Source organism: Amycolatopsis sp. NPDC003865 (genome assembly GCF_053605345.1).
This window is the reverse complement of the sequence record NZ_JBSGJA010000001.1, coordinates 165,636-188,929: the sequence shown is the minus strand read 5'-3', so window position 1 is coordinate 188,929 and position 23,294 is coordinate 165,636. Positions and strand designations below refer to the sequence as shown.

The window sequence follows — 23,294 nt, the reverse complement described above, 5'->3', positions numbered from 1 at the left end:
CCGGCCAGGGGCGCGGAAGCCGTCAGTGGCGGAGCGGTCCCGTGAACTGCTGCTCCGAAGTCACCTGCCAGGTGCACACCGCGGCCCGCTTGCCCGCCGCCCATGCCTTGCCGTCCGGGTAGAACACCCCCACCGAGGCCGCGACCGGTGGCGCGTACCCCGGCCCGAACACCGCCGCCCGCTGGGCCTCGCACCCCGGCTTCGCCTGCGTCTCCAGCGTGTCCTCGCCCGGGTACTCGCCCTCCAGGTACCCCTTCAGCGGCACCGTCGCGAACGCTTCGCCGTCGTGCGGCGCCGTGCACGGGACCTTCGTCGCGTCCAGGCTGTACGCCGGCGGGCTCGTGTAGCACTCGCCCGGCCGCAACGCCACGATCGCCGGTGTCGAGCCCAGCAGCTCCGCGCGCTTGACCACCGCGATCACCCCGACCGTCAGCCCGCCCAGCCACAGCAGGCTGAGCACGATCCCGGCGATCGCCATGCCGCGGCCGCGCTGGTCGGTGCGGCCGATCTGCACCAGCGCGACGACGCCGAAGATCAAGCCCAGTACCAGCGAAAACCCGCAGAGGCCGAGAATCCCCATGACCAGCGACACGACCGCGAAGGTGTTGCGCCCCGGCGGCTTGGGCGGTCCCGGTGCCACCGCCATCCACTGCGGTGGGTTCAGCGGGTGCTGCTCGGACATCGGCCCCCCTCGTCCGGGCGCCGCCGGACGGACGCCCGGCCCGAGCATAGTGGCGGATCGTGACCCGATGTCACACTTGGCCGCTTGTCGCTCGACGGGGTGACCGTTGCGCTCCGAGGCGGCGACGCTATACCGTGAGCAAACTAGAACAGGTTATAGTTTGTGGCGGGCGGGACCGAGGAGCGGACATGGCGAACAGGGCGCCGCGCGGCGACGAAGCCGATTACGTCGTCGTCGGGTCGGGGAGCTCGGGGGCGGCGATCGCGGGCCGGCTGGCCCAGTCCGGGGCCAGCGTGATCGTCCTCGAAGCCGGGAAGACCGACGAACGGCTGCTGATCAAGAAACCGGGCCTGGTCGGCCCGATGCACGCCGTGCCGCAACTCAAGAAGCCCTTCGACTGGGGCTTCTACGGCGTTCCGCAGAAACACGTTCTCGATCGCCGGATGCCGGTGCCGCGCGGCAAGGTCGTCGGCGGCTCCAGCTCCATCAACGGCATGGTCTACGTCCGCGGCAACCGCGCCAACTTCGACTCCTGGGCCGCCGAGGGCAACACGGGCTGGGACGCCGACAGCGTCAACGCCGCCTACAAGCGGATGGAGGACTTCGAAGACGGCGAGAACGCGTTCCGCGGCGCCGGCGGCCCGATCCGGGTCACCCGCGCCAAGAACCCCCAGGAGGGCTCGCTGCAGTTCGTCGACGCCACCGCCGACGCGCTCGGGTGCGAGATCCTCGACGACTACAACGCCGAATCCCAGGAGGGCGTCAGCCGGATGCAGCAGAACGCTGCCGACGGCCTCCGCTACAGCGCCTCCCGCGGCTACCTCCACCACCTCGCCCCGCCGACGCTGCAGCTGCAGTCCGGGGTGCTCGTCAAGAAGGTCCTCTTCGACAACGGCCGCGCGACCGGCGTCGAGGTCGCCGACGGCCGAGGGAGCCGCGTCGTCCGCGCCGGCAGGGAGGTCATCCTCTCGGCCGGGTTCGCCGGCTCCGCGCAGCTGCTCATGCTGTCCGGGATCGGCCACGCCGAGCACCTCAAGGAACACGGCATCGACGTGCTCGCCGACCTGCCCGTCGGCGACAACATGCACGACCACATGTTCCACGCGCTGACGTTCCACGTGTCCTCCAGCAAGAACAAGGGCTCCGCGCCGTACTTCGCCCGCGGCCTCGCCCGCGAACTGCTGAAGCCCGGCACGACGTTCCTGGCCAACTCGGTCTTCGAGGCGGTCGCGTTCCTCAAGACCTCCCAGGCCGGCGCCGTCCCGGACCTGCAGCTGCACCTCCTGCCGTGGGCGTACGTCTCGCCCAACCAGGACGCGCCGATCCGCCACGACGTCGACAAGCGCCCGGCGCTCACGGTGCTGTCGACGCTGATCTACCCGAAGAGCCGCGGCACGCTGCGCCTGGCCTCGGCCGATCCCACGGCCGCGCCGCTGATCGACTTCCAGTACCTCTCCGACCCGGCCGACCTCGAAGTGCTCGCCGAAGGCTCGGAGATGGTCCGCGAGATCTTCGCGTCGAAGGCGTTCAAGGGCGCGGTCAAGGAGGAGATCCACCCGGGTACGAACCTGCGCGGCCAGGAACTGCGGGACGCGATCCTCAACCGCGCGACGTCGGTCTACCACGGCGTCGGCACCTGCCGGATGGGCGTCGACGAGCTCGCCGTCGTCGGCCCCGACCTCAAGGTGCGCGGCGTCGACGGACTGCGGGTCTGCGACGCCTCGATCATGCCGTCCATCACCGGCGGCAACACCAACGCGCCCGCCATCATGATCGGCGAAATGGGCGCGCAACTCGTTCTCGGGAGCGCCTCGTGACCGTGACCCCGCTGCAGCTGACCCGCCCGGCGTCGGTGACCGACGAGTTCCTGCGGCAGCTGGTCGCCCGGGTCCCGGGGTCGGCCGGCGAGACCTGGAAACTGACCGAGGTCTACACCGGCGAGCCGCTGGTCGACCTGCCGCAGTCGACGCCCGCGGACATCGAGCAGGCGTTCGCCACCGCCCGTGCGGCGCAACGGAAGTGGGCCGCCACCCCGCTCAAGCAGCGGCTCGCGGTCTTCAAGCGGGCGCACGCGCTGTTCGTCGACCGCGCGCGGGACGTCGCCGACCTCATCCAGGTCGAGAGCGGCAAGAACCGGCGGATGGCGATCGAAGAGACCTGCGACCCCGCGATGGTGATGAGCCACTACCTGCGGCGGGCGGCCAAGCTGCTCGCGCCGGTGAAGCGCGGCGGGCCGGTGCCGCTGCTGACGACCTCGACCGAGGTCCGGCAGCCCAAGGGGGTCGTCGGGATCATCGCGCCGTGGAACTTCCCGTTCGCCACCGGCATCTCCGACGCGATCCCGGCGCTGATGGCCGGCAACGCGGTCGTCCTGAAGCCGGACAACAAGACCGCGCTCTCACCGCTCTACGGCATCCGGATGCTGGAGGAAGCCGGTCTGCCCGAAGGGCTGTTCCAGGTCGTCTGCGGCGAAGGCCCGGACGTCGGACCGACGCTCATCGACCAGGCCGACTACGTGATGTTCACCGGCTCCACGGCCACCGGCCGGGTGATCGGCGAACGGGCCGGGCGCAACCTCATCGGCTGCTGCCTGGAGCTCGGCGGCAAGAACCCGATGATCGTGCTCGAGGACGCCGACATCGCCGAAGCGGTGCGGGGCGCGATCTTCGGCGCGTTCGGCAACACCGGCCAGATCTGCATGCACATCGAGCGGATCTACCTGCCGGAGTCCCGCTACGCCGAGTTCAAGGACGCGTTCGTGAAAGCCACGAGCGCACTGGACGTCCGCGCGGCCTACGACTTCGGGCCCGACATGGGTTCGCTCGTCTCGCCCGACCACCTGCGCCGGGTCAAGGAGCACGTCGACGACGCCGTCGCGAAGGGCGCGACCGTCCTGTGCGGCGGCAAGCCGCGCCCCGACCTCGGGCCGGCGTTCTTCGAGCCGACGATCCTCGAAGGTGTCACCAAGGACATGCTCTGCGGTGTCACCGAAACCTTCGGCCCGGTGATCGCGCTGCACCGCTACGGCACGGTCGACGAAGCCGTCGAGCTGGCCAACGACACCGACTACGGCCTCAACGCCTCGGTGTGGAGCCGTGACGTCGGGGCCGCGCGCGCCGTGGCCGCCCGGCTGGAATCGGGCAACGTCAACATCAACGACATCCTCGCGACGGCGTTCGCCGCCAAGGGGACGCCCTCCGGCGGCGTGAAGAGCTCCGGGGTCGGCGCCCGGCACGGCGACCAGGGCCTGCTCAAGTACACCGACGGGCAGAACCTGGCCGTGCTGAAGAAGCAGGTCATGGGCCCGCGGCCCGGACAGGGCTACGAGAAGTACGTCGAAAGCATGCTGTCCGGGCTCAAGCTCATGCGGAAGCTGCGGATCCGCTAGGTCAGTTCAGCTTTCGGGTGTCGGCGGGCAGGCCGCCGCCGGCGTAGACGTCTTCGGCGAGCTTGGCCAGCGCGGTCAGGGCGACGTTCTGGCTCCACGGCCCGTAGGACACGCGCGAGACGCCGAGTTCCTGCGCGCGCTTCAGCGGGATCGAGCCGGGGATGCCGATGAGGTTGACCTTGCGTTCGCCCAACTCTTCAACGAGCCGCGAGACCTGGTTCTCGTCGAGCTTGCCGGGCACGAAGAAGTTGGACGCGCCCGCGTCGAGGTAGGCGCGGCCGCGGGTGATCGCCTCTTCCAGCGCAGTCTCGGGGTCGGTCTTGAGGAAGGCGTCGGTGCGGGCGTTGAGCACGAAGTCGACGCCGGCCGCCTCCGCGGCCGCGACGGCGGCTTCAACGGCCTTGACGGCCTCGCCCAGCGGCTTCATCTGGTCCTCGAGGTTGGCGCCGACCGCGCCGACCTCGATCGCCCGGGCGATGGTGCCGCCGGGATCGCCGTAGCCGGCTTCGAGGTCGGCGGTGACGGGCAGGTCGCCCGCCGTCCGCACGATCAGCGCGACCTCGGCGATCATCTCGTCCCGCGGGATCTTCTCGCCGTCCGGGTAGCCGCGCGAGGCCGCGATGCCGTGGCTGGGTGTCGCGAGGGCCTGCGTGCCGGGCGTCTCGGCGACGACCTTGGCGGTGATGGCGTCCCAGACGTTGACGACGAGCAGCAGCTCGGGCGCGGCGTGCAGCTCCTGCAGCCGGGTGGCCTTCTCGGCGGTGGAAGTCATGCCGCCCAATCTAGAGCGGCTCGGCGATCTCCGCTTCAGCCGTCGACGAGCAGTCCACGCAGTGGTCCCTGCAGCCGGCCCGCCCGCCGGGAGACGCCGGGGAGCAGCACCAGCCGGTGCGTGCGGTGCTCGCCCCGGCGCTCCCGCTCCGCCTGCTCCTGCGCCAGCGGCCGCCAGAGGTGGTCGACGACGTCCGCCGGGTCGCCGTCCACCTCCGCCACGTCCCGGCCGAGGTGCTCGGCCCACAGGCGCAGCCGCGTCGCGCGGACGACGTCGCGGTCGTCGGTCGCGATGTTGACCTCGGTGTCGTTGAACAGCGAGTGCTCGTTGAGGTTCGCGGACCCGACGGTCAGCCACTCGTCGTCGACGATGCCGAGCTTCGCGTGCACGTAGACCGGCGCGGCCGACTCGCCGTCGTGCGCGCTGATCGTCGTCGCGAGCAGGCGGCGGTTCCCGTCGTCGGCGTCGAGCAGCCGGCCCAGCTGGCCGCGGGTGGTGTCGGAGCCGTTGCTCGGCTTGCGCGGCAGCAGCAGGACGACGCGGAAGCGGTCGTCCGGCGGGTTTCTCAGCTTGTCGAGCAGCACCTCGGCGATCTCCGGCGACCACAGGAACTGGTTCTCCAGGTAGACCAGCCGCCGCGCGGACCGCAGGGCGCGCAGGTAGCCGTCGAGGATCGTGAACTCGCCCTTCGGGGCGAAGTCGTACGTCGAATTCGGGATCGTGCGCAGCAGCTGGGCACGGGTTCCGCCCACCGGACCCGGCACCTTCGGCGGCGGCAGGTATTCGGCCGCGACCTCCGTCCACCGCCGCACGAAGTGGTCCGCGACGTCGGCGACGACCGGCCCTTCGAGCCGGGAGGCCAGGTCGTGCCAGCCGATCGGCCGCGGCGGGTGGTCCGGGCTGTCGTGCCGGTCGCCCTCCAGCGCCGTGAAGTCGACGCCGCCGACGAACGCGACCTCGTCGTCCACGACCACGATCTTTTCGTGGTGGCAGTGCATGGTCCGTTCGCGGGAGTCCAGCACGCACTGCACGGCCGAGCCGTCGGTGAACTTCCGCTGCTCGCTCCGGGCGAGGCCGCGCGTCGGCTGGAACGCGGGCACCGGCGGCCCGGCCCACAGCAGCACGCGCACCCCGACACCCCGGTCGGCGGTCTCGGCGAGCAGCTCCCGCAGGGTGAGGGCGCCGGGCCCGCGCGTCAGCCGGAAGTCCGCGCTCGCGTGCCAGTTCGCGATGTGCACGTGGGACTTCGCGCCCCGGATGGCGGCTTCGACGGCCGGCAGCGTCTCCTCGCCGTCGATCAGCACCTCGACGCGGTTGCCCTCGCGCACCGCGGCCCGGCCGCCGAGGCGGTCGCCGCCCGGCTCGAGCACGTCCCGCCACCCGAGCCGGCGCAACCGCCGCCGGTGGTGGGCGCACAGGACGTGCTCGAGCCCGTCGCCGATCCGTTCATCCACCTTGTCCACGAAAGAGTGAAAAGTGCTCACCCGTCCTATGTGACTACAGATCGGCCCGGTTCGCCGATCAGCGGCTGCCGCGCAGCGTGGCCCGGCCGGCGTAGCGCGCCTCCGCGCCCAGCTCCTCCTCGATGCGGATGAGCTGGTTGTACTTCGCGGTGCGGTCGGACCGCGACAGCGAGCCCGTCTTGATCTGGCCGCAGCCGGTCGCGACGGCGAGGTCGGCGATCGTGGTGTCCTCGGTTTCCCCGGAGCGGTGGGACATCACCGCCGAGTAGCCGGCCTTGTGCGCGGTGTCGACGGTCAGCAGCGTTTCGGTCAGCGTGCCGATCTGGTTGACCTTGATCAGGATCGAGTTCCCGATCCCGCGGTCGATCCCGTCCTGCAGCAGCTTGACGTTGGTGCAGAAGACGTCATCGCCGACGAGCTGCACCCGGTCGCCGATCCGGTCGGTCAGCTGCTTCCAGCCGGCGTAGTCGTCCTGCGCGAGCCCGTCCTCGATCGAGACGATCGGGAACCGCGTGGTCAGCTCGTCGAGGTAGGCGACGTGCTCCTCGACGCTGCGCTTGACGCCCTCGCCGCGGTAGTCGTAGACGCCGTTGTCGTAGAACTCCGACGCGGCCGGGTCGAGCAGCAGCGCGATGTCCTCGCCGGGGGTGTAGCCGCTCTCCTCGATCGCGCGGACCACGAACTCCAGGGCTTCGTCGGCCGAAGCGAGGTTGGGCGCGAAGCCGCCTTCGTCGCCGACGTTGGTGCCGTGCCCGGCCTTCTTCAGCGACGCGCGCAGGGTGTGGAACACCTCCGAGCCCATCCGCACGGCCTCGGCGAAGGTCTCGGCGCCGACCGGGCCGATCATGAACTCCTGGAAGTCGATCGGGTTGTCGGCGTGCGCGCCGCCGTTGACGATGTTCATCATCGGCATGGGCAGCTGGTGGGCGAAGACCCCGCCGACGTACCGGTACAGCGGCAGCGTGTTCGCCGCCGCGGCCGCCTTCGCGACGGCCAGGGAGATCCCGAGCGTCGCGTTCGCGCCGACGCGGGCCTTGTTCGGCGTCCCGTCCGCGGCGATCAGCGCGGCGTCGACCTGGGACTGGGCTTCGGCGTCGAGCCCGACGACCGCCTCGGCCAGCTCGGTGTTGACCGCGGTCACGGCCTTGCGGACGCCCTTGCCGTGGTAGCGCGCCTTGTCCCCGTCGCGCAGCTCCACGGCCTCCCGCGTGCCGGTCGAGGCACCCGAGGGAACCGCGGCGCGGCCCACCGAGCCGTCCTCCAGCACGACGTCGACCTCGACGGTCGGGTTGCCCCGGCTGTCGAGCACCTCACGACCACGGACACGGGCGATTGCCGTCATTCCATCTCCTCGGAGTCGGTCCCCAGGGCGCCGGCCGGAGCCGTCCCGCGACGCAGGCTAGCAGAGGACCTCTGAATCGATAAGGGGCTCTTCACCAGGGTGAGCACGAGGACGAGCACCAGTACGCCCGCGCCGGCCCACATCGACTGCCGCCATCCGTCCACAAAGGACTCGCGCGCCGCGCCCGCCACCGCCGGACCGGCAGCGACGGCGTTCGCGACGCCCCGCCGCGCGAGCTCGGCCGGCACTCCGGCCAGCCGCGCGTCGACGGCCGCGCGGTAGCCGGCGGTCAGGATCGCGCCGAGCAGCGCGACGCCGAGCGCCGTGCCCAGCTCCCGGGTGACGTCGTTGAGCGCGGACGCCACGCCCTGCTGTTCCCGGGGCAGCGAGCCGGTGATGGCTTCGGTGGCCGGGGTCATCGTCAGGCCCATGCCCAGCCCCATCAGCAGCATCCCGGGCAGGATCGCGAGGTAGCCGCCGTCGACGGACACGAACGCGGCCATCAGCCCCAGGCCGGTCGCGCTCACGACGAGCCCCGCCGCCATCGCCGGGCGGCCGCCGACCCGGGCGGCCACCTTCGGCGCGAGGCCGGCCGCGGCCATCATCAGCAGCGCCGTCGGCATCAGGGCCAGGGTGGCGCGGAACCCGGACCAGCCGAGCACGGCCTGCAGGTAGGGGAAGAGGACCACGAAGATCCCCGCCTGCACGCCGAAGACGGCCAGCAGGGTCCCGGCGCCGCCGCCCAGGCCGCGCCCGCGGAAGAGCCGGACGTCGAGCAGTGGCGCGGGGTGGCGCAGTTCCCACTCCACGAACCCGGCGACGCCGAGGACCCCGGCGGCCAGGCTCAGCAGCGTCACCGGCGCGGTCCACCCGCGATCCGGCCCTTCGTGCAGGACGAAGACCCAGCCGACGACGGCGACCGACGACAGTCCCGCGCCGACGGCGTCGAACCGGTGCCGGTTGTCCGAGCGGGAGTCCGGTACCGACCGCAGGGTCACGACGGCGGCCGCTCCGGCGAGCGCGATCGGCAGCACGAACAGCCACCGCCAGCCGGCGGCGTCGACCAGGACCGCGGACAGGAACATCCCGAGGATCCCGCCCCCGCCGGCGACGCCGGTCCAGACGCCGATCGCCCGGGACCGGTCTTCGGCCGGGAACGTCGAGGTGATGACCGCGAGCGTCACCGGCATGATCATCGCCGCGCTCGCCCCGGCCAGGAGCCGGGCCGCCAGCAGCGTTCCGGCGGACGGGGCCAGGGCCGCCGCGAGGTTCGCGATCCCGAACAGCGTCAACCCGGTGAGCAGCACGGATTTCCGGCCGAGGCGGTCGCCGGCCGCGCCGAGCGGCAGGAGCAGCGCGGCCAGGGTGACGGCGTAGCCGTTGACGATCCAGAGGACGCCGGCCTGCGACGCGCCGAGCTCGACCGCGAGCTGCGGCTGGGCGACGTTCAGCCCGGAAACGGACGCGACCACCGCCATCAGCGCGAGGCAGACGCCGAGCAGGATCGCGCGGCGCCGGCGCCGGTCTTCGACGATCGCGTTCACGCTGCCCTCCTGGCCCGCACGACGACGTCGTGGCCGTGGTCGCCGGCGGTGACGATCTCCCAGCCGGGCAGCAGTGCGGTGATGTCGCCGGCCGAGGCCGACGCTTCGGCGACGTGGTGTCCCCGCGCGTGGCCGACGACGAGCAGCGTGCCGCCGGGGGCGACCCATTCGGCGATGCGCTCGTAGAAGGCGAGCTGCGGCATCGCCGGGTGGGCGTAGTGGGTGGTGACCAGGTCGAACCGCGTGCCGGGTGTCCAGGTCGTCAGGTCGGCCCGGACCCAGGCCACGGTGTTCGCGCCCGCTTGGTTGAGGGCTTCGATCGAGATGTCCACCGCCGTGACGGCCCAGCCGCGGGCGGCGAGCCAGCCGGCTTCGGCGCCCCGGCCGCAGCCGGCGTCGAGAGCGGTGCCCGGCGCGAGGCCGGCGACCTCGCGGACGAGGTGGGGGTTGGGTGCGGTGCCGTGGTCGCGGGCGTGCCGCCAGTGCTGGTCCCAGTAGGGCTGGTCGAAGTCGTTCACGAGGGCACTGTGCTCGCCCCTTCGCCGGATTGGCAAAGCTTCTTGCCGATCGGCAAAATGGTGGCATGGACGACTCGATCGACCGGGCCCTCGACGCCGTCGGGCCGCGGCTCAAGCGCCTCCGGCAGCAGCGGGAAACGACGCTCACGGCGCTGGCCGAGCAGACCGGGATCTCGGCCAGCACGCTGTCGCGGCTCGAGGCGGGCCTGCGCCGTCCGACGCTGGAGCAGCTCCTGCCGCTCGCCCGCGCCTACGGCGTGACGCTGGACGAACTGGTCGACGCGCCGCCGACCGGCGACCCGCGCGTCACCCTCCGGCCGCTGGCCTGCCGGGACGGCTCCACGATCATCCCGCTGACCCGCCGGCCGGGCGGGATCCAGGCGTACAAGTTCGTGCTGCCGGCCGGGGAGGGCGAGCCCGAGCCGCGCACGCACGAGGGGCACGACTGGGTGTACGTGCTGAACGGGACGCTGCGCCTGGTGCTCGGCGAGCACGACCTGGTCCTGCGGCCGGGGGAGGCGGCGGAGTTCGACACGCGCACGCCGCACTGGTTCGGGGCCACGAGCGCGGGTCCGGTCGAGTTCCTCAGCCTGATCGGGCGGCAGGGCGAACGGGCGCACGTCCGCGTGACAAGTAGTCCAGAATCATGATAGTCATTTATCTGGACCAAATGAAGGGGAGCGCATGGCCGTCATCGAGCTGACCACGTTCACCGTCCGGCCCGAGCGGACCTCGGCGATGCTCGCGGCGCGACCGGGGATGCTGGCCGCGTTCCGCGAGGGGCGGCGCGGCTTCGTCTCCGCGAAGCTGGTGCGCCTGGACGCGGAAACGTGGCTGGACGTCGTCGAGTGGATCGACGACACGGCGTGGGACGAGTCGAAGGCCAAGGGCGGCGACGACCCGCGGATCGCGGAGTTCTTCGCCACGATCGACGCGCTGGTGAGCTCGCGCCGCGGCGCGCGTTACGACGATCCGCCGGGCCCGGTGCGCACGGTCGCGTACGGCCCGCACCCGGCGCAGGTGGGGGAGCTCTACGTGCCGGCGGGCGAAGGGCCGTTCCCGGTGGTGGTGCTGCTGCACGGCGGCTACTGGACGGCGATGTTCGACCGCCGCACGGCCACCCCGCCGGCCGACGACCTCCTCGCCCGCGGCTACGCGGTGTGGAACGTGGACTACCGCCGCCTCGGCGACGGCGGCGGCTGGCCGTCGACGTTCGAAGACGTCGCGACGGCGGTCGACGCGGTAGCGGACCTGGACCCGGCCCTCGATCCCGCGCGGGTCGCGGTGATCGGCCACTCGGCGGGCGGCCACCTGGCGGCGTGGGCGGCGCACCGGCCGGTGCTGGCCGCGGGTGCGGTGGGCGCGAACCCGAAGGTGGTGCCGGTGGCGGCGGTCTCGCTGGCCGGGGTGCTGGACCTGGTGGCGGCCGACCGGACGGGGTTCGGCACGGTACTGGCCGAGGGGCAGGCCGCGCGGCCGGCGGGGGCGCCGGAACCGGCGTACCCGGAGTTCTGGCCGTCGGTCGCGGAGGGGGTCGGGGAGGGCGTGGTGAACCTGCTGCTGGGCGGGCACGTGGCCGACGTGCCCGACCGGTACGCGACGACGTCGCCGGCCGAGCTGACCGGCAAGGGGGTGCCGGTGCTGGCGCTGCACGGCGACGCCGACGACGTGGTCCCGCCGGAGTTCAGCCGGACGTACGCCGCACGGGTGGCGGAGGGGGAGTACGTCGAAGTGCCGGGCACGGACCACTTCCAGGTGATCGACCCGGCCCACGAAAGCTGGCACCGGGTGGTCGAGTGGCTGGCCCCGCGGCTGTCGTGAGTGGAGATCCGGGCCGGAACACTGGTTCTCACTCACGACCCGCCGCGGCGGACCCGGGAACGGGGATCAGTCGTTGCCGAGCTGGTTGCGCTGGTGTTCCGTGATGTCCGCCAGCGTGCGCTTGAACCGCTCGTAGTCCTCGCGCCCCAGGCGGTCGGCGTGGCGGCGCTGGATGGCCGCCATGATCTCGTCCGCCGCGCGCATCTGCGCCAGCCCGCGCTCGGTCGGGCAGATCAGCTTCGCCCGCCGGTCACTCGGGTCCGGGCGCCGCTCGACGTACCCCAGCGCGGCCAGTTCGTCGATCAGCGTGCCGATGATCTGCTTGTACTGCCCCGAAAGCCGGGACAGCTCGGTCGCCCGCACACCGCCCGGGTCGAGGTAGGCCAGCACCGCGCCGTGGCGGTGCTTCAGGTCGTCGAACCCCTGCGCCGCCAGCGTCGCGAAGAGCTCGCGCTGCACCGCGAACAGCAGCCGTCCCGAAAGGACACCCAGATCCGGGTCCGTCGCGTTCCGCTCCGCGCGGGTGACCATCGGCCGCTCTCCTCACCGTCGGTCCTCTACCTTAACCAGCGGTGGGCAGGAACGCGGGGGCCCGGCGCGCCGGGGCGGCCCGCTCGAACGCCGCGGCGAACGCGAGCACGCGGGCGTCGGCCCAGCGGCCGGCGAAGAACGACACCCCGATCGGCAGCGGGCCCGCGAAGCCCGCCGGGACCGACACGTTCGGGTAGCCCGCGACGGCCGCCGGGGTCGACGAGCCGAGGACGAACGCGTCGCCCGCCGCGTAGTCCGTCTTCCACGCCGGGCTGTTGGTCGGCGCCACGATCGCGTCCAGGTGCAGCCGGGACAGGGTTTCGTCGATCGACCGCTGCGCCAGCGAAGTCGCCGTCGCCCGCTGCTGCCGGTAGGTCGGATCGCTCGGCGCGGGCGCGGCGGCCGCCTGCTCGAACAGCTCCTGCCCGAACTTCGACAGCTCCACCGGGTCCCGCTGGTTGAACGCGATCAGCTCGTCGAGCGTCGCGGGGTGCCCGGGCCGGTGCTTCAGGTAGGCGTTGAGGTCGCGCTTGAACTCGGTCAGCAGCGCCGGCGTCTCCGCGGCCCCGATCCGGTCCTGGTAGGGCAGATCGACGTCGACGACCGTCGCGCCGCGCGCGGTCAGCGTCCGCACGGCGTCGCCGACGACCCGGTCGACGTCGGCGTCCAGCCCGGCCAGCCGCCAGACGCCGATCCGCGCGCCGCGCAAGGCGTCCGGACGCAGCAGCGCCGCGTAGTCCCGCGGCTGGCCCGCGGGGATCGCCGCCGTCGCCGGGTCGGCCGGGTCGCGGCCCTGCAATACCGACAGCGTGACGGCCGCGTCGACGACGTGACGCGCCATCGGCCCGGCGGTGTCCTGCTCCGCGGAGATCGGCACGACGCCGGTCCGGCTGACCAGCCCGAGCGTCGGCTTCTCGCCGACGACGTCGTTGGCCCCGGCCGGGCAGACGATCGAGCCGTCGGTCTCGGTGCCGATCGCGACCTGCGCCAGCGTGGCCGCGACGGCGGCGCCCGAGCCCGACGACGAGCCGCACGGGTTGCGGTCGAGGACGTACGGGTTGTTCGTCTGCCCGCCGACCGCGGACCACCCCGAAGTCGAATGCGTCGACCGGAAGTTGGCCCACTCCGACAGGTTCGTCTTGCCGAGGATCACGGCGCCACCACGCCGCAGCCGGTCCACGAGCGCCGCGTCGGCGGCCGGCCGGCTGCGCGGCAACGCCCGCGACCCGGCGGTCGCCGGCTGCGCGCGCGTGTCGATGTTGTCCTTGAGCAGCACCGGGATCCCGTCCAGCTGCCCGAGCGTGCGGCCCGCGCGGCGGCGGGCGTCGCTGGCGGCGGCCGCCCGGAGGGCACCCGGGTCGACGGCGACCACCGAACGGACCTTGCCGTCGACGGCTTCGATGCGGTGGAGGTAGGCGGCGGTCAGCCGCACGGCGGTGAGGCCGCCGTGGTCCATCCGCTGCTGCAGTTCGGGGATGGTGGCCGCGTCGAGGTCGAACCCCAGCGCGGGCGCGGCGGTGGCGGGGGCCGGGACCAGGAGGGAACCGGCGAGGGCGGCGAGCACGGCGGCCGAGCGCAGACGATTCACGGCGTCCATGCCACTCCGGAACGGCGCCTCGGTCAACCCTCCGATGGTCGGGCGCCGCGTCCGTCCACAAGGGACTCGATGCCGGGTGGGAGGTTCGCCCGGTCGGCCACGAACCCGACGAGCGCCGCGCGCAGCGCGCGGACGGCCCGGGTCGGCTCGACTTCCTTGCGGTGGGCCAGCTGCACGATCCGCGTCATGCCCGCTTCCGGCGCGAAGCGCGTCATCCGGAACCGCTCGCCCGCCACGGTGCTCGGCACCACCGCGGACCCGACGCCGGCGCGCACCAGCTCCAGCACGGCGTCCATCTCGCCGCCCTCGATGGCGAACGACGGCTCGAACCCGGCCGCGCGGCAGGCGTTGACCGTCGCTTCCCGGACGTCGTAGCCGCGGCGGAACATCACCAGCGGGACGTCGGCCAGCTCGCGGACGTCGAGCCGGGTGCCGCGCACCGGCGCGTCCGCGGGGGAGATGACGACCAGTTCCTCCAGCAGCAACGGCGTCGCCGCCAGGTGCGGGTCGGTCGGCGCGGCCGCCAGCAAGGCCAGGTCCAGCGCGCCTTCGGACAACCGCTGACGCAGGTCGCGCGAGCCGCTTTCCTGCAGTTCCAGCTGGATGCCCGGGTAGCGGCGGCGGAACGCCGACAGCATGGCGGGCAGCAGGCCCGTGCACAGGCTGGGTGTCGCGCCGAGCCGGACGCGGCCGCGGTCGAGTTCGTCGAGCTCCCGGATCGCGAGCCGCGCGCTTTCGGTCTCCGCCAGGATCCGCCGCGCGATCGGCAGCAGCACTTCGCCGGCCTCGGTGAGGGAGACGTTCCCGCGGATGCGGTGGAACAGCGGCGCGCCGAGGTCGTGTTCCAGCGCCCGGACCTGCTGGGACAGCGAGGGCTGGGCGACCCGCATCCGCTCGGCGGCGCGGGTGAAGTGGCGGTCTTCGGCGACGGCGACGAAGTAGGCGAGCTGCTGGAACTGCATAGCCACAGCCTATCGATTGTAGAGCTATCATGTCTTTGACCTCTGGTCGACGCGCTCCTACCGTCGATCGGGTGGTGAACGACCTCGCGACCCGGCGCCCCGTCCGGCAGTTCTGGGCCTCGACGATCGGCAAGAAGATCGTCATGGCGGTGACCGGCGCGCTGCTGCTCGCCTTCGGCTTCGCGCACATGGCCGGCAACCTGAAGACGTTCCTCGGTGCCGACGACCTCAACCACTACGCCCACTGGCTGCGGACGATCGGCGAGCCGGTGCTGCCGTACGCGTGGTTCCTCTGGATCCAGCGCGTGGTCCTGCTCGTGGCGGTGGTCCTGCACGTCACGGCGGCGGTCCAGCTGGTGCGCCGCGACCGGAAAGCGCGGCCGGTCCCGTACGTCCACCGGCGGCCGGCGCGCGCGACCTTCGCCGTGCGCACGATGCGCTGGGGCGGGGCGACGCTGGCGCTGTTCGTCGTCTGGCACATCCTCGACTTCACCGTCGGCGCGGTGAACCGCGACTTCGTGCCGGGCGACCCGTACCACAACCTCGTGGCGGACTTCCGGGTCTGGTGGGTGAACCTGATCTACCTCGCCGCCCTGGCCATGCTCGGCCTGCACATCCAGCACGGCTTCGCCAGCGCCGCGCGCACGCTGGGCGTCACCAGCGCGCGGCGGGAACGGGCGATCAAGCTCTTCGGCAACGCGACGGCGATCGTGATCGCGGGCGGCTACGCGCTCGTCCCGGTCGCGATCATGACGGGACTGGTGGACTGATGGGCGACTACCGGACCGGCGACCCGATCGCCGACACCAAGACCCCGGCGGTCCCGCTGGAACAGCGCTGGGACGAACGGAAGTTCGCCGCGAAGCTGATGAACCCGGCGAACCGGCGCAAGCACCGCGTGATCGTGGTGGGCACCGGGCTGGCCGGCGGTTCGGCCGGGGCCACCCTGGCCGAACAGGGCTACCACGTCGTCCAGTTCTGCTTCCAGGACTCGCCCCGGCGGGCGCACTCGGTCGCCGCGCAGGGCGGGATCAACGCGGCCAAGAACTACCGCAACGACGGCGATTCGGTGTACCGGCTGTTCTACGACACGGTCAAGGGCGGCGACTTCCGCTCCCGGGAGTCCAACGTGTACCGGCTAGCGCAGGTGTCGGCGCAGATCATCGACCAGGCCGTCGCGCAGGGCGTGCCGTTCGCCCGCGAGTACGGCGGCCTGCTCGACACCCGCTCGTTCGGCGGGGTGCAGGTGCAGCGGACGTTCTACGCGCGCGGCCAGACCGGCCAGCAGCTGCTGATCGGCGCCTACCAGGCGCTGTCGCGGCAGATCGACGCCGGGAACGTCGAGCTGCACCCGCGGACCGAGATGCTCGACCTGGTCGTCGTCGGCGGCCGGGCCCGCGGCATCGTCGCCCGCGACCTGGTCACCGGCGAGATCGAGACGCACCTGGCCGACGCCGTCGTCCTGGCGACCGGCGGCTACGGCAACGTCTTCTACCTGTCCACCAACGCCAAGGGTTCCAACGCGACGGCGATCTGGCGGGCGCACAAGCGCGGTGCGTACTTCGCGAATCCGTGCTTCACCCAGATCCACCCGACCTGCATCCCGCGGTCGGGGGAGCACCAGTCGAAGCTGACGCTGATGAGCGAGTCACTGCGCAACGACGGCCGGATCTGGGTGCCGAAGCGCAAGGGCGACACCCGCCCGCCGCGGGAGATCCCCGAGGCCGAGCGCGACTACTACCTCGAACGGCTGTACCCGAGCTTCGGCAACCTGGTGCCGCGCGACATCGCGTCGCGGGCGGCGAAGAACGTCTGCGACGCCGGGCTGGGCGTCGGCCCCGGCGGGCTGGGCGTCTACCTCGACTTCGCCGACGCGATCGAGCGCATGGGCCGCCCGGCGATCGAGGCCCGATACGGGAACCTGTTCGAGATGTACGAGCGGATCACGGCGGAGAACCCGTACGAGGTGCCGATGCGGATCTACCCGGCCATCCACTACACGATGGGCGGGCTGTGGGTCGACTACGACCTGCAGAGCACGATTCCCGGGCTGTTCGTCATCGGCGAGGCCAACTTCTCCGACCACGGCGCCAACCGGCTCGGCGCGTCGGCGTTGATGCAGGGCCTCGCCGACGGCTACTTCGTGCTCCCGGCCACCTTGAACGACTACCTCGCCGGAAACCGCTTCGGCGACGTCCCGCGGGACGCGGTCACGCAGGGGGAAACCGAAGTGCGCGAACGGATCGCGAAGCTGATGGCGGTCAAGGGCACGCGGTCGGTCGACTCGTTCCACCGCGAGCTGGGCCTGCTCATGTGGGACCACTGCGGCATGTCCCGCAGCCGCGAGGGCTTGCGCAAGGCCCTCGACCGCGTCCCGGAGCTGCGCGCGGAGTTCTGGCGGGACGTCCGCATCCCCGGCGACGCGGCCACGCTGAACCAGGAGCTGGAGAAGGCTGGGCGCGTGGCGGACTTCCTGGAGCTCGCCGAGCTGCTGCTGATCGACGCTCTCGCCCGGGAGGAGTCCTGCGGCGGCCACTTCCGCGAAGAACACCAAACCCCCGAAGGCGAGGCCCGGCGCGACGACGAACGGTTCTCGTACGTCGCCGCGTGGGAGTACGGCGGACCGGACGGCCCGCCGGTGCTGCACCGCGAGGACCTCACCTTCGAGCACGTCCACCCCACCCAGCGGAGCTACACATGAACCTCACCGTCCGCGTCTGGCGGCAGGCCGGCCCGGCCGCCGAGGGCGAGCTGGTGTCCTACCCGGTCGACGGCGTCAGCCCCGACATGTCCTTCCTCGAACTGCTCGACGTCCTCAACCAGGAGCTGATCGAGAACGGCGGGGAACCGATCGCCTTCGACCACGACTGCCGCGAGGGCATCTGCGGCTCCTGCGGCGTCGTGATCAACGGGCAGGCGCACGGACCGGAGCGCACGACCTCGTGCCAGCTGCACCTGCGCTCGTTCCGCGACGGCGAGGTCATCGACGTCGAACCCTGGCGCGCCAGGGGTTTCCCGGTGATCAAGGACCTGGTCGTCGACCGTTCGGCGCTGGACCGGATCGTCCAGGCCGGCGGCTACGTCAGCGCCCCGACCGGCAGCGCGCCGGATGCCCACGCGACCCCCGTCCCGAAGCCGGACGCGGACCTCGCCTTCGACAACGCCACGTGCATCGGCTGCGGCGCCTGCGTGGCGGCGTGCCCCAACGGCTCGGCGACGCTGTTCACCGCCGCGAAGGTGACGCACCTTTCGCTGCTCCCGCAAGGACAACCGGAGCGGGCGCAGCGCGTGCTGGACATGGTGGACACGATGGACGCCGAGGGCTTCGGCGGCTGCACCAACACCGGGGAATGCGTCGCGGCCTGCCCGAAGGGGATCCCGTTCGCGAGCATCGCCAGCCTGAACCGGGAGTTCCGGAAGGCGAGCCGCTCGGGCCGCCGTTAGCGCTTCAGCTTGGCGTACACGATCACGTTGTCGAGGTAGTTCCGGTTCGCCGCGTCGTACTTGCCGCCGCAGGTGATCAGCCGCAGCTCGGGGTCGGTGGTGTTGCCGTACACGGCTTCCGTGGGGAACTCCTTCTTCGCGATCTGGTCGACCTTCGTCACCTCGAAGGTCAGCTTGCCGCCGTCGGCGCGGTCGACGTGCACCGGGTCGCCCGGCTTCAGCTCGTGCAGCCGCCAGAAGATGCCCTTGCGGTGGTCGCCGTCGATGTGGCCGAGGATCACCGCCGGCCCGACCTCGCCGGGCGTCGGGCCGTACTCGTACCAGCCGGCCTGCAGCGGCTGGTCGACCGGCGGCACCTCGACCGTGCGGTCGGCGTTCAGCCCGAGGGACACCAGCGTCGACTTCGCGTCGATGGCGGGGACGTCGAGCGCGGTCGGCAGGGACCGCGTCGGTGCCGCGGCGGCGGCCGGAGCGGGCGGCGGGGCGGCGGCCGGGGTCGTCGTCGCGCCGCAGCCGGCGAGCAGCAGCGCGGTGACGGCGACGAGGAGTGCGCGACGCAGCATCGGCTCAGCCCTCGGCCAGGCTGCCGTCGCCGGTCTGCGGCGCGCCGGCGGGGACGACGACGACCTGCCCCGGCCCGCGCGGCGGCGCTTCGGGCGCGCGTTCCTTCGACGGCCCGCACGTCACGGACGCGAGCTTGACGTCCCCGCTGCCCAGGGCGCCGGTGGTCTTGCCGCCGAGCAGCTTGATGTGCAGGGCTGTCACTTCGAGGGCGCCGTCGTACCGCTGGAGCTGTTCGTTGACGATCACTTCGGCGACGCCGGGGATGCCGAGCTTCTGGTTCGGTGACGTGGCGGCGGGGAGCGTGCCGAGCCGGCCGAGGTTGACGCCGGCGAGGTCGCTGCTGCCGGTGACGTGCCCGTCGGCGGACCCGCAGCGGGCGCTGATCAGCCGGATCGACGGGACGCGCCCGGCGGCCGCGGCGAGCAGCGGCAGCGTGACCTCGGCGACGCTCGCCTTGGCGGCCACGGTGCCGGCGCCGCCGACGACGGAACTGCTGATGGCCTTGGCGGTCACGAGCCCTTCGAGCGGCGCGTCGGCGACGCTCGCCTCGGCCGGGCCGCCGCTGCTCGACGCGGCCAGCTGTCCGGTGTCGACGGTGCCGCCCTTGCCGCCGGTGAGCACCCCGGGCAGCAGCGAAACGCTCGCCGAGGCGCCGTAGGCGGAGCCGGTGACGGTGTCGTCCGCGGTGGCGACGCCGGCGGCCCCGGCGAGGACGGCGACGGTCACCCCGGCCAGGCTCCCGGCTCGGAGCAGGGTCGTGCGCATGAGGAAAGTCCTTTCGCCGCAAGGGAAACGAGGAGAAGCCGCGACGGGGTCGTGCCCCGGCGGCGAGGGAAGCCCGGCCACGCTATCAAAATCGCTACGCGGGGCAAGGATCCGTTGCGGCGCAGCCGATCCCGGCGGATCGCGAAAAGTGATCACCGGCCGCACGGGCAACTCGAAGCGGTCATGCGCGAATGAGGAAATCCGCGATGGGGGGACGGGGAGTAGCGCGCATTGCGGCATTCGGGGCGGTCTGCCGCCCGATCGCCCACGGAAGAGTGATTACCTGGACGGGCGGCGGCGAACACGCAGCGTCATGTGACCGCCACGGCCGTTTCAAGCACGGTAGGGCCCGCGGTTCCCGAGGTCCGGGCTCACGCGCGGTTCCGGGCCGCCCTGTCCCGGAACGGGGGTGACGGCCGGCTGCTCCACCGCCGCCTCCGGCACCGGCTGGACGTACACCTCGGACGGCCGCTCGGTCTCCTGGAGGTGCGTCTCCACGATGGTGTCCTGCCGGCGGCGGCCCAGCACCGCCAGGGTCGAGGCGTGGGCCACCGCGAGCAGCAGGAGGAACACGCCCAGCCTGCCGACGAGGGCGGCCGTCGAGCCCGACCAGCCCGGGCCCACCACCGACAGCAGCGCCAGCACCCCGAACGCGACCAGGTGGAACACCGTCACCACCATCCACGCCATCGATCCGGTGCCGTCGCCACCGTCCGGGCCGCCGAGGTAGCGGCGGCCGCCGCGGTAGAGGATCTGGCCGTCGGCGAGCACGAAGATCAGGCCGATGATCAGGAACCCCGGGAGTTCGTTGTCGGGCATCGTCTCCTCCTCCTTTCCGGCGGGGTACCCCGGGGCGGGCGGCACGACGAGGTGCTTCACCGGATCGAGCGATCGGCATTCGGGCCGCCACCTGGAGGAACTCCGGGTTTACGATCACGATCATGCGATTCGCCATCAAGACCTCGCCCCAGAACACGGCTTGGGCGGACATGCTCGCGGTGTGGCAGGCCGCCGACGAGATCGAGCTGTTCGAGTCCGGCTGGACCTTCGACCACTTCTACCCGATCTTCTCCGACTCGAGCGGCCCGTGCCTCGAAGGCTGGGTCACCCTCACCGCGCTCGCGCAGGCCACCCGGCGGCTGCGCGTGGGCACGCTGGTCAGCGGCATCCACTACCGCCACCCGGCGCTGCTCGCGAACATGGCCGCGACCCTCGACATCGTCTCCGGCGGCAGGCTGGAGATCGGCATCGGCGCCGGCTGGAACGAGGAGGAGTCCGGCGCGTACGGCATGCGGCTCGGTCCGGTCAAGGAGCGCAGTGACCGCTTCGAAGAAGCCTGCGAGGTGCTCGTCGGCCTGCTGACGCAGGAGACGACGACGTTCCGAGGGGAGCACTACCAGCTGACCGACGCCCGCTGCGAACCGAAGGCCGTGCAGACGCCGCACCCGCCGATCTGCATCGGCGGCAGCGGCGAGAAGCGCACCCTGCGCACCGCCGCGAAGTACGCCCAGCACTGGAACTTCGTCGGCGGCGCGCCGGAGGAGTTCGCCCACAAGCGCGACGTCCTGCACCGCCACTGCGCGGACATCGGCCGCGACCCGGCCGAGATCACGCTGTCTTCGCACGTCCGGCTGAGCCCGGACGGCGACTACGCCAAGGTCGCCGCCGAAGCGGAGGCGCTCGGCGAAGCCGGTCTCGACCTCGCGATCGTCTACCTGCCGCCGCCGCACACCCCGGCCGTGCTGGAGCCGCTGGCGAAGGCGCTCGAACCGTTGCGCTGACGCGGCTTCCGTTCACCCGGCCGGGTTGCCGCGAATTGCGCGGCCCCGGACCCGGTGGGAGCGTCGGAACACCGAACTGCTTTCCCACCACGGATCCAGGAGCCGCGCATGACCACCACCGAAATGCCCGCCGTGCACGAATGCACCGTCAGCGGTTGTTCCTACAACCACGACGGCTGCCACGCCTTCGCGATCACCGTCGGGGGCGACAACGGGTCCGCGGACTGCGGCACGTTCGTCCCGCTGAACACCAAGGGTGGCCTCGACCGTGTCGTGGCCCAGGTCGGCGCCTGCTCCCGGGCCGACTGCCGGCACAACTCGGCGCTGGAGTGCACGGCGTCGAGCGTGCGCGTCGGCCCGGGCGAAGGCGGTCACTCCGCCAACTGCCTCACCTTCACGAAGTAGCCGGCGCCGCCGTGGCGCGCCGCCGGGCGAAGTGCAGCCCGGCGGCCGCCGCGGCACCGGCCGCGGCGACGACCCCGGTCGCCACGGGACTCAACGACTTCGACAGGCTCGGCGCCGTGCCCGGCCCGAGCAGCCCGCCGGCCAGCGGGACGACGTAGGCCGTCGCCATCAGCGCGCCCCACCAGCGGGCCGCGGGCGAACGCAGCGTGCGCGCCAGCACGATCACGGCCGGGATCCCGGCCAGCAACGCGAACTGGCCGAGCACCATGACGGGAAACACCCACGCGGCAACGAGAACGCCGCGCGTCGGGCGAACGGGTGCGGTCATCGTCTTCTCCCTTCGCGAGCGGGTCAGCACGCGGCTTCGGCCGCGGTCTTGAGGTCGGCCAGCCAGCGGTCGAGGCCCGGCGCGAGGTATTTGACGGCCGTCGCGGGGTCGGCCTCGATCTGCGCGCCCGTCCAGCTCTCCTCCGTGCGGACGACGACGCCGCCCCGGACCGGCGTGAACGTCCAGACGTGGACACCCCGGTCGATGCGCAGGCCTTCGCCGATCGCGGGGCCGCTCCAGCGGACGCAGTGGTCGCGCTGGACCTGGTGGACCGTGGACGTGATGACGAGCGTGGTGGCGGGGGAGGACGGCGTTGCCGGGGCGGGCGTCGTCCAGCGGAACCGCGAGCCGGGGTGCAGGGGGCCGGGATCGAGCCGCTTCGCGCTGGTGACCGCGGACTGCCACGCCGGCCACCCTTCGACGTCCGTCTGCGTCTTCCAGACGGTGTCCGGCGGCGCCTTCACGAACGTTTCGGCGCCGTAGTGCAGCTGTGCCGCGGGGTCGATGCCCTGACCGCGGCAGGTCAGCGGGCGTGCGGCGGCCGCGTCGGCCGGTGCGGCCGCGAAGAGGGCCGTGGCGGCCAGTGGGACGGCGAACAAGGCGTTGATCATGATGGTTCCCCTCGAAGTGTTAGTGGCTCTTGCTGTAGTTAGAAGCTATAACTTACCTGTGCTTAGTGTCAATAAGAAAAGTGATAACCTCTAACCCGTCAGGAAGGGGCCGCCATGACGGACGCAGGACCGACTTCGCGCGAGCGGTACCGGGCGCAGGTGCGCGCGGAGATCAAGCAGCACGCGTGGGAGCAGATCGCGACGGCGGGCGTGCCGGCGTTGTCGCTGAACGCGATCGCCAAGCAGCTGGGCATGAGCGGCCCGGCGCTCTACCGGTACTTCGCGAGCCGGGACGAACTGATCACCGCGCTCATCCGGGACGCCTACCGGAGCATCGCCGACACGGTCCGGGCGGCCTACGACGACGGCGCGGACCTGGCCGGGCTGGCGCGCGTCATCCGCGACTGGGCCCGCGGCGACCCGCAGCGGTACTTCCTGATCTACGGCACGCCCGTCCCCGGCTACCACGCGCCCGAGGACACGACGGCGATCTCGTTCGAGGTGATGGCCGTGCTCATCGAAGCGTGCGGCGCGCTGGGCGAAGGCGGGCCGGCGACGCCGTTCGACGCTCACCTCGACGGCCACCGGGCGTGGGCGGGTGGCCATCCCGCGCCGGCGGCCGTGCTGCACCGGGCGCTGGCGTTCTGGACGCGCCTGCACGGCGTGCTCTCGCTGGAGCTGGCCGGGCACTTCACGGGGATGCTGTTCGACACCGACCCGCTGATCGACGAGGAGATCGCCGGTTTGGCGCCCCGCGCCGAGGGGTAGCCGAGCGG

24 protein-coding genes are annotated in these 23,294 nt (G+C 72.3%); 10 read left to right on the top strand and 14 right to left on the bottom strand.

The window, feature by feature from the left end; all coding sequences use genetic code 11:
* Nucleotides 1–22: 22 nt before the first annotated feature.
* The gene (locus tag ACWEVP_RS01020; RefSeq protein WP_452060572.1) at nucleotides 23–682 is read right to left on the bottom strand and encodes a DUF4190 domain-containing protein; all 660 of its coding nucleotides are present in this window, start codon (nucleotides 680–682) and stop codon (nucleotides 23–25) included.
* Between the two features lie 188 nt (nucleotides 683–870).
* On the opposite strand from ACWEVP_RS01020, the gene ACWEVP_RS01015 reads away from it, so the two are divergent.
* Nucleotides 871–2,499, top strand: coding sequence for a GMC family oxidoreductase (locus ACWEVP_RS01015; RefSeq protein ID WP_452060571.1), 1,629 nt, complete (start codon nucleotides 871–873; stop codon nucleotides 2,497–2,499).
* Nucleotides 2,496–4,070: a succinic semialdehyde dehydrogenase gene (locus ACWEVP_RS01010; RefSeq protein ID WP_452060570.1), complete on the top strand. Its 1,575-nt coding sequence runs from the start codon at nucleotides 2,496–2,498 to the stop codon at nucleotides 4,068–4,070. Before ACWEVP_RS01015 ends, ACWEVP_RS01010 begins: the two co-directional genes overlap by 4 nt.
* Before the next feature lies 1 nt (nucleotide 4,071).
* Here ACWEVP_RS01010 and ACWEVP_RS01005 read toward each other — a convergent pair whose 3' ends face one another.
* From ACWEVP_RS01005 to ACWEVP_RS00985, 5 genes are read right to left on the bottom strand one after another with little or no spacing between them, the layout of a single operon-like run.
* Nucleotides 4,072–4,842: an isocitrate lyase/PEP mutase family protein gene (locus ACWEVP_RS01005; RefSeq protein WP_452060569.1), complete on the bottom strand. Its 771-nt coding sequence runs from the start codon at nucleotides 4,840–4,842 to the stop codon at nucleotides 4,072–4,074.
* Nucleotides 4,843–4,877: 35 nt separating this feature from the next.
* Entirely contained in the window at nucleotides 4,878–6,326 is a 1,449-nt protein-coding gene (locus tag ACWEVP_RS01000; RefSeq protein ID WP_452060568.1) for a phospholipase D-like domain-containing protein, read from the bottom strand.
* A 37-nt stretch (nucleotides 6,327–6,363) separates the two neighbouring features.
* Complete coding sequence (gene eno / locus ACWEVP_RS00995; RefSeq protein WP_452060567.1) at nucleotides 6,364–7,647, bottom strand: phosphopyruvate hydratase; 1,284 nt, start codon at nucleotides 7,645–7,647, stop codon at nucleotides 6,364–6,366.
* A complete protein-coding gene (locus tag ACWEVP_RS00990; RefSeq protein ID WP_452060566.1) occupies nucleotides 7,644–9,191 on the bottom strand; it encodes an MFS transporter in 1,548 nt (515 codons plus the stop codon). Before ACWEVP_RS00990 ends, eno begins: the two co-directional genes overlap by 4 nt.
* Nucleotides 9,188–9,709: a class I SAM-dependent methyltransferase gene (locus ACWEVP_RS00985; protein ID WP_452060565.1), complete on the bottom strand. Its 522-nt coding sequence runs from the start codon at nucleotides 9,707–9,709 to the stop codon at nucleotides 9,188–9,190. Before ACWEVP_RS00985 ends, ACWEVP_RS00990 begins: the two co-directional genes overlap by 4 nt.
* 65 nt (nucleotides 9,710–9,774) lie before the next feature.
* Here ACWEVP_RS00985 and ACWEVP_RS00980 point away from each other — a divergent pair, with 65 nt between their 5' ends.
* A complete protein-coding gene (locus tag ACWEVP_RS00980) occupies nucleotides 9,775–10,359 on the top strand; it encodes a helix-turn-helix domain-containing protein (protein ID WP_452060564.1) in 585 nt (194 codons plus the stop codon).
* 34 nt (nucleotides 10,360–10,393) lie between these two features.
* Nucleotides 10,394–11,530, top strand: a complete 1,137-nt coding sequence (locus ACWEVP_RS00975; RefSeq protein WP_452060563.1) for an alpha/beta hydrolase family protein — start codon at nucleotides 10,394–10,396, stop codon at nucleotides 11,528–11,530.
* Between the two features lie 66 nt (nucleotides 11,531–11,596).
* Here the strand turns inward: ACWEVP_RS00975 and ACWEVP_RS00970 are convergent, their stop codons facing one another.
* The 3 genes from ACWEVP_RS00970 to ACWEVP_RS00960 are packed head-to-tail and all read right to left on the bottom strand — an operon-like array spanning nucleotide 11,597 to nucleotide 14,620.
* Entirely contained in the window at nucleotides 11,597–12,061 is a 465-nt protein-coding gene (locus tag ACWEVP_RS00970) for a MarR family winged helix-turn-helix transcriptional regulator (protein ID WP_452060562.1), read from the bottom strand.
* A gap of 31 nt (nucleotides 12,062–12,092) precedes the next feature.
* On the bottom strand, nucleotides 12,093–13,658 hold the full coding sequence (locus ACWEVP_RS00965; RefSeq protein WP_452060561.1) for an amidase: 1,566 nt from the start codon (nucleotides 13,656–13,658) through the stop codon (nucleotides 12,093–12,095).
* 23 nt (nucleotides 13,659–13,681) lie between these two features.
* Nucleotides 13,682–14,620 carry a LysR family transcriptional regulator gene (locus ACWEVP_RS00960; protein WP_452060560.1) on the bottom strand — a complete coding sequence of 313 codons (939 nt, stop codon included), beginning with the start codon at nucleotides 14,618–14,620 and terminating at the stop codon, nucleotides 13,682–13,684.
* Between the two features lie 71 nt (nucleotides 14,621–14,691).
* Between ACWEVP_RS00960 and ACWEVP_RS00955 the strand changes: the two genes are divergently transcribed.
* From ACWEVP_RS00955 to ACWEVP_RS00945, 3 genes are read left to right on the top strand one after another with little or no spacing between them, the layout of a single operon-like run.
* A complete protein-coding gene (locus ACWEVP_RS00955) occupies nucleotides 14,692–15,390 on the top strand; it encodes a succinate dehydrogenase cytochrome b subunit (RefSeq protein ID WP_452060559.1) in 699 nt (232 codons plus the stop codon).
* Complete coding sequence (locus ACWEVP_RS00950; protein ID WP_452060558.1) at nucleotides 15,390–17,321, top strand: fumarate reductase/succinate dehydrogenase flavoprotein subunit; 1,932 nt, start codon at nucleotides 15,390–15,392, stop codon at nucleotides 17,319–17,321. The genes ACWEVP_RS00955 and ACWEVP_RS00950 overlap by 1 nt, the downstream gene beginning before the upstream one ends.
* A complete protein-coding gene (locus ACWEVP_RS00945; protein ID WP_452060557.1) occupies nucleotides 17,318–18,064 on the top strand; it encodes a succinate dehydrogenase/fumarate reductase iron-sulfur subunit in 747 nt (248 codons plus the stop codon). The genes ACWEVP_RS00950 and ACWEVP_RS00945 overlap by 4 nt, the downstream gene beginning before the upstream one ends.
* On the opposite strand, the gene ACWEVP_RS00940 is transcribed toward ACWEVP_RS00945, so the two are convergent.
* From ACWEVP_RS00940 to ACWEVP_RS00930, 3 genes are all read right to left on the bottom strand, one after another.
* Entirely contained in the window at nucleotides 18,061–18,627 is a 567-nt protein-coding gene (locus ACWEVP_RS00940) for a class F sortase (protein WP_452060556.1), read from the bottom strand. The genes ACWEVP_RS00945 and ACWEVP_RS00940 overlap by 4 nt on opposite strands.
* A gap of 4 nt (nucleotides 18,628–18,631) precedes the next feature.
* On the bottom strand, nucleotides 18,632–19,393 hold the full coding sequence (locus tag ACWEVP_RS00935; RefSeq protein ID WP_452060555.1) for a choice-of-anchor P family protein: 762 nt from the start codon (nucleotides 19,391–19,393) through the stop codon (nucleotides 18,632–18,634).
* A 333-nt stretch (nucleotides 19,394–19,726) separates the two neighbouring features.
* Nucleotides 19,727–20,212 (bottom strand): hypothetical protein, encoded by a 486-nt coding sequence (locus ACWEVP_RS00930; RefSeq protein WP_452060554.1) that lies wholly within the window; start codon nucleotides 20,210–20,212, stop codon nucleotides 19,727–19,729.
* 122 nt (nucleotides 20,213–20,334) lie between these two features.
* Between ACWEVP_RS00930 and ACWEVP_RS00925 the strand changes: the two genes are divergently transcribed.
* Nucleotides 20,335–21,174, top strand: coding sequence for an LLM class F420-dependent oxidoreductase (locus ACWEVP_RS00925; protein WP_452060553.1), 840 nt, complete (start codon nucleotides 20,335–20,337; stop codon nucleotides 21,172–21,174).
* 108 nt (nucleotides 21,175–21,282) lie between these two features.
* A complete protein-coding gene (locus tag ACWEVP_RS00920) occupies nucleotides 21,283–21,579 on the top strand; it encodes a DUF1540 domain-containing protein (RefSeq protein WP_364455042.1) in 297 nt (98 codons plus the stop codon).
* Here ACWEVP_RS00920 and ACWEVP_RS00915 read toward each other — a convergent pair.
* Nucleotides 21,569–21,907: a hypothetical protein gene (locus tag ACWEVP_RS00915; protein ID WP_452060552.1), complete on the bottom strand. Its 339-nt coding sequence runs from the start codon at nucleotides 21,905–21,907 to the stop codon at nucleotides 21,569–21,571. The genes ACWEVP_RS00920 and ACWEVP_RS00915 overlap by 11 nt on opposite strands.
* 23 nt (nucleotides 21,908–21,930) lie before the next feature.
* Entirely contained in the window at nucleotides 21,931–22,518 is a 588-nt protein-coding gene (locus tag ACWEVP_RS00910; protein ID WP_452060551.1) for an SRPBCC family protein, read from the bottom strand.
* A 114-nt stretch (nucleotides 22,519–22,632) separates the two neighbouring features.
* Between ACWEVP_RS00910 and ACWEVP_RS00905 the strand changes: the two genes are divergently transcribed.
* Nucleotides 22,633–23,286 (top strand): TetR/AcrR family transcriptional regulator, encoded by a 654-nt coding sequence (locus ACWEVP_RS00905; protein WP_452060550.1) that lies wholly within the window; start codon nucleotides 22,633–22,635, stop codon nucleotides 23,284–23,286.
* Nucleotides 23,287–23,294: the final 8 nt, after the last annotated feature.

Excerpts from the sequence above, each read along its gene's own strand:
- ACWEVP_RS00930 (WP_452060554.1), bottom strand. The coding sequence starts at position 20,212 with ATGCCCGACAACGAACTCCCGGGGTTCCTGATCATCGGCCTGATCTTC.
- ACWEVP_RS00970 (WP_452060562.1), bottom strand. The coding sequence starts at position 12,061 with ATGGTCACCCGCGCGGAGCGGAACGCGACGGACCCGGATCTGGGTGTC.
- ACWEVP_RS00935 (WP_452060555.1), bottom strand. The coding sequence starts at position 19,393 with ATGCGCACGACCCTGCTCCGAGCCGGGAGCCTGGCCGGGGTGACCGTC.
- ACWEVP_RS01015 (WP_452060571.1), top strand. The coding sequence starts at position 871 with ATGGCGAACAGGGCGCCGCGCGGCGACGAAGCCGATTACGTCGTCGTC.
- ACWEVP_RS00960 (WP_452060560.1), bottom strand. The coding sequence starts at position 14,620 with ATGCAGTTCCAGCAGCTCGCCTACTTCGTCGCCGTCGCCGAAGACCGC.
- ACWEVP_RS00945 (WP_452060557.1), top strand. The coding sequence starts at position 17,318 with ATGAACCTCACCGTCCGCGTCTGGCGGCAGGCCGGCCCGGCCGCCGAG.
- ACWEVP_RS00940 (WP_452060556.1), bottom strand. The coding sequence starts at position 18,627 with ATGCTGCGTCGCGCACTCCTCGTCGCCGTCACCGCGCTGCTGCTCGCC.
- ACWEVP_RS01005 (WP_452060569.1), bottom strand. The coding sequence starts at position 4,842 with ATGACTTCCACCGCCGAGAAGGCCACCCGGCTGCAGGAGCTGCACGCC.
- ACWEVP_RS00980 (WP_452060564.1), top strand. The coding sequence starts at position 9,775 with ATGGACGACTCGATCGACCGGGCCCTCGACGCCGTCGGGCCGCGGCTC.
- ACWEVP_RS00910 (WP_452060551.1), bottom strand. The coding sequence starts at position 22,518 with ATGATCAACGCCTTGTTCGCCGTCCCACTGGCCGCCACGGCCCTCTTC.
- ACWEVP_RS00920 (WP_364455042.1), top strand. The coding sequence starts at position 21,283 with ATGACCACCACCGAAATGCCCGCCGTGCACGAATGCACCGTCAGCGGT.
- ACWEVP_RS00975 (WP_452060563.1), top strand. The coding sequence starts at position 10,394 with ATGGCCGTCATCGAGCTGACCACGTTCACCGTCCGGCCCGAGCGGACC.
- ACWEVP_RS01020 (WP_452060572.1), bottom strand. The coding sequence starts at position 682 with ATGTCCGAGCAGCACCCGCTGAACCCACCGCAGTGGATGGCGGTGGCA.
- ACWEVP_RS00905 (WP_452060550.1), top strand. The coding sequence starts at position 22,633 with ATGACGGACGCAGGACCGACTTCGCGCGAGCGGTACCGGGCGCAGGTG.
- eno (WP_452060567.1), bottom strand. The coding sequence starts at position 7,647 with ATGACGGCAATCGCCCGTGTCCGTGGTCGTGAGGTGCTCGACAGCCGG.
- ACWEVP_RS00950 (WP_452060558.1), top strand. The coding sequence starts at position 15,390 with ATGGGCGACTACCGGACCGGCGACCCGATCGCCGACACCAAGACCCCG.
- ACWEVP_RS00915 (WP_452060552.1), bottom strand. The coding sequence starts at position 21,907 with ATGACCGCACCCGTTCGCCCGACGCGCGGCGTTCTCGTTGCCGCGTGG.
- ACWEVP_RS00925 (WP_452060553.1), top strand. The coding sequence starts at position 20,335 with ATGCGATTCGCCATCAAGACCTCGCCCCAGAACACGGCTTGGGCGGAC.
- ACWEVP_RS00965 (WP_452060561.1), bottom strand. The coding sequence starts at position 13,658 with ATGGACGCCGTGAATCGTCTGCGCTCGGCCGCCGTGCTCGCCGCCCTC.